Here is a 3,831-nt window from a genome sequence, read left to right on the forward strand (position 1 = left end):
CGCCAGCAGGATCACCGTGGAGGTGGACTCCTTGTCCAGCACCTGGAGATCCGCGGAGCGACGGACAACCGGCAGGCCGCTCTCCTGGGCCAGCAGGTAGAGCGCCCGCGCGCCGCCCTCCGAGGCCCGGTAGGTCGAGAGGGTGTCCGCGAACCCGCCGCGCGAGGCCCCGCGCAGCAGGAGGTTGCCGAAGAGGGCCAGGAGCAGCAGTCCCCCCACCACGAGCAGTGGGAAACGATCACGCACCGGTGGCCTCCGGGTGCGCGGGAGCCGTCAGCAGCGGCTCGGTGAGGGTGCGGAAGGCGTGGTAGCCGTCCTTGCCCACGGGCAGGTTGCCGTACCAGGCGAAGTCGAAGCGGCGCGTCAGCTCGCGGAAGGGCGGCAGCCACTCGCGGCGGCCCTTGAACTGGCGCAGGTAGTCCCAGTTGCTCAGGGTGGAGTCGTAGAGGATGGCGCCCTCGCGGTGCAGCCGGGACAGCAGCGCCAGGTAGAGGCTGCGCACCGCCTCGCGGTACTCGCCCCGGGCGGCCAGCTCGTCGGCGAGGTGGGCCCAGCTCTCCGGCGGACGGGACAGGGCGCTCATGGGATCCTGGGCGAGCGCCGTGGAGTCCAGCGTGCTCACCTCGAGCTGTGCGCTCTCCTCCTTCTGCCGCCGGCCCAGGGCGCGCAGCAGCACGGTCACCAGCACGACCAGCACCACGCCGATGACGATGACCACCAGGATGTTGGCCGCACCCGCGCCGCTCGCCCCTGTGAACGTCACAGGGCTCCGGGAGGGCTCCCGATCTCGCTCGAAGAGCTTCTTCAGCCAGTTCTTCAGCCACTCCTTGAAGTCCTTCCACCAGCCGCTCTCTTCGGGCGGAGCGGACTCTTCCTCCGCGGCCTGCTCCGGCTTGTCCGGCGGGGGAGGAGCCTCGGCGAACTCGGGCCGCGAGAGGATGTCCCGGGCTCTCGACGAGGCGGCCCTCGCGTCTGGCGCGGCCCGCTCGAGCGCCGCCGTCTGCTCGACCAGCGTCAGGCCCTTCCTCAGCGCCTCCGTGGCCCCCTCGCAGTCCTCGTCATCCTTCGCCAGCCGCTCCACGGCGCGCAGCAGGCGCTGGAGCTTGGCCTCCTCGGCCTGGCTCAGGGAGTCCGCGGCGTCGAGGCCCGGCTTCAGCTCCGTGCCCTCGTACTCGCAGCTCGCGGCCACCGCCTCCAGGCGTTGACGCAGCTCCGAGCGGGGGACGGGCTCCTCTTCGGCCTGGGCCCGCGCCGCAGAGCCGCCGAGCAGCAGGCACAGGAAGACGAGCGCAGCGCTCTGGCTCGAGCGTGCGCTCCCCCGCGCGGGGAGCTGCTGGACGGCGGCGAGCAGATCCAGCCCTTCCTGGCGCACCCGCCCGTCCACCAGCAGCAGCGTCGCGGTGGCCGCCTTGATGGGCTCGAAGAGGGTGAAGGTGAGCGCGGCGAGGAAGATCAGCCAGGACGGGTTGTCGAGCGAGGCGAAGCGCTCGGCGAAGGTGAGATCGATGGCCAGCAGCTTCCGTCCCAGCCAGAAGAAGACATTGGCGGCCATGTGGAGGTTGAAGAAGGTGAGCACCTGGATGAGCAGCATCATCCGCACGCCCGTGGCGCTGCCTCGCGCGGGGCCGAGCAGCCGCGAGCACTGCCCGTACAGCCCGAGGGGACTTCCCCGGCCCTGCATGGTCGCGGCGTAGCCGACGAGGTGCGACGACAGCAGGAAGAAGGCGAGCCCCAGAGAGAAGGGGATCGTGACGGCGTTGAAGACGAGCAGGAAGCCCACGGCGGTGAAGAGGCTGGGCATGCGGCCCAGGGCGGCGCGCAGGCTGGAGCGCACCCTCGGCTCCTTCTGCCCCAGGAGCAGCTCCTGGACGTAGTGGCAGGTGGCGCCCTGGAGGAGGCCGCGGATGAGCCAGGCGAGGGTGAACCCCAGCGCCGGCAGGGCCAGGGGCCGGCGGTGCGTCGCCGCGTCGGCCAGGTGGAGGAGGGCCGCGGTGACGAGCGCCCCACCGGGCAGCGTGAGCGCCCAGACGCCCGTGTTGCGCGAGCAGAGCCGCAGGGCGGCATCCAGGATTGCGACGGCGCCTCGGGGGCGAAGCTCGAGCGCGGAGACGGCCATTCAGTATCCCACCAGCCCGATCGCCAGGCGGACTCCCCCGTAGACGATGGCCGCGCTCAAGAGCGCCAGCACCACGTTGCCCGCCGACCAGTCACGGCGCTCCGCAGGGCCCTCCAGGACCTTGAGGCGCTTCTGGAGGCAGCTCGCGCAGCGGTTGATGCCCTCGAACTGCGTGGTGCACTCCCGGCAGATGACCCGCCGGCACTCGACGCAGATGCCGAGCCCCGCGCGATCCGGGTGGTAGTGGCAGCGGCCCGAGCCCTGGAGCATGGCGCCAGCCTACGAAATCCCGAGCCTTCTGTCCTACCCCTCAGTGGCTCCGGGGGAGGGTTGACCGGCTATGCTCCGGACGATCTCGACGAGGAACGGAGGATCCTCAAGATGGCGGGAAACCCAGCGGTTGCGATGGGAAGCCGGGCGCGGCGCACTTCCAGGGTGGGCCTGAGCCGGGTGGGAGTGGCACTCCTGTTCTTCCTGGCCTGCTCTGACCCGCAGAGAGGCCCTCCCGAGGACCCGCCGCCTCCCCCCGAGGCCCCGGCGAGCTGGTGCGAACACGTGGCCTCCGGGCCTGCCGGGATGCTGCCAGCGCCTCTCGCGATGTCCCAGGCCCACGCGCTGGTGCGCTTCTTCAGTGCGGGGATCAGCAGCGAGGGCGCGGATCAGGCGCTGGTGACTGCCCTGGAGGGCGCCTCCGTTGACTGGAACGCGGCGGTGGGCACCTACGCCCAGGAGCTCGAGACCGTCTGTGCCCTCGATGCCGCTCCGCAGCCACTCCAGGCTGTGCGGGTAGAGGAGGCCGGGAGCGTCGCGGTCATCTACCCGGGGACGGGAGAGCTCCTCCTGCCGCCCTCCGCCCAGGCCGTGGCCATCGATCTCCGAGGGCTGCCCGCCGATCCTCGGCTGGAGGAGGCTCTGGCCAGGGCCATCGCCGCGGTGAGCACCCAGCCGATCGCCCGCCCTCCGGGTAAGGTCCACACGTACGTGGGCATGCTGGACGAGGTCGCTACCGAGAACGGGAACGTCTACGAGCACAGCATTGCACGAAGGACGCTGCCTTCCTTCGCGCCCGCGGGGACGAAGGAGCTGCCCGTGGCGCTGCTCACGGGCCCCTCCCTGGCACCCGCTGCCGCCCGTTTCGCGGTGGAGCTGCGGCTGGCCCGGCGGGCCTGGATCTTCGGCGAGCCCGTCATCACGGCCGTCGCGGAGTCCCGCTGGGTGCCGGTGGGGGCGCGGGGCCTCGCCATCCGCACCGAGGTCCTCGAGGATGAGCAGGGCAGGGTGCCGGATGTCCTCACGGCGGACCGTCCGCTGACGAGTGGGCTCGAGGCCAGCCTCGGGGAGCTGCCGGGCCTGGGGACTCCCCCTTCAGTGGACCGGGGCCTCAAGCCGACGCGCGCCGGGCTGCTCCAGAAGTCCTCCCTCGCCCGAGCCACCGAGATGGCCCAGACGCGCGGCATCGCGAGGGCCAACCTCATCACGATGCACGCGGCCCTCCGACGCTTCTTCCCCTACTTCCCCGTTGTCGGGGACACGATCGATGAGCGCCTGCAGGAGAGCCTGCTGGAGGTGGACTCAGGGCCCATGAATCGTGAGCGGCTCGTGCAGGTGCTCCAGCGGTTCGGTGAAGCCATCCACGATGGGCACGTTTCCATTGATGCGACGTACTCAGGCAGCGTTCCCCTGTTCCTTCCCCTGATGCTGGAGAACGTGGGAGG

The 3,831-nt window shown here is 71.2% G+C and carries 2 protein-coding genes and 2 pseudogenes; 1 reads left to right on the forward strand and 3 read right to left on the reverse strand.

Annotated elements, in window-relative coordinates; translation table 11 throughout:
- The 3 genes and pseudogenes from VD972_RS36055 to VD972_RS36065 form a co-directional block, all read right to left on the reverse strand.
- A pseudogene (locus VD972_RS36055) lies at window positions 1–246 on the reverse strand (hypothetical protein); the annotation flags it as partial.
- Window positions 239–2,116 carry a DUF4129 domain-containing protein gene (locus VD972_RS36060; protein ID WP_324993353.1) on the reverse strand — a complete coding sequence of 626 codons (1,878 nt, stop codon included), beginning with the start codon at window positions 2,114–2,116 and terminating at the stop codon, window positions 239–241. The pseudogene VD972_RS36055 and the gene VD972_RS36060, both read right to left, overlap by 8 nt.
- Window positions 2,117–2,386: a hypothetical protein gene (locus tag VD972_RS36065; protein WP_324993354.1), complete on the reverse strand. Its 270-nt coding sequence runs from the start codon at window positions 2,384–2,386 to the stop codon at window positions 2,117–2,119.
- A 285-nt stretch (window positions 2,387–2,671) separates the two neighbouring features.
- Here VD972_RS36065 and VD972_RS36070 point away from each other — a divergent pair.
- Window positions 2,672–3,831: pseudogene (locus VD972_RS36070) on the forward strand (peptidase S41); the annotation flags it as partial.

The sequence above is a fragment of the Hyalangium sp. genome, from assembly GCF_035629615.1.
GTDB lineage: Bacteria > Myxococcota > Myxococcia > Myxococcales > Myxococcaceae > Hyalangium.

Bases quoted from the DNA above. Each gene is read 5' to 3' on its own strand.
- VD972_RS36060 (WP_324993353.1), bottom strand. From the start codon at position 2,116: ATGGCCGTCTCCGCGCTCGAGCTTCGCCCCCGAGGCGCCGTCGCAATC.
- VD972_RS36065 (WP_324993354.1), bottom strand. From the start codon at position 2,386: ATGCTCCAGGGCTCGGGCCGCTGCCACTACCACCCGGATCGCGCGGGG.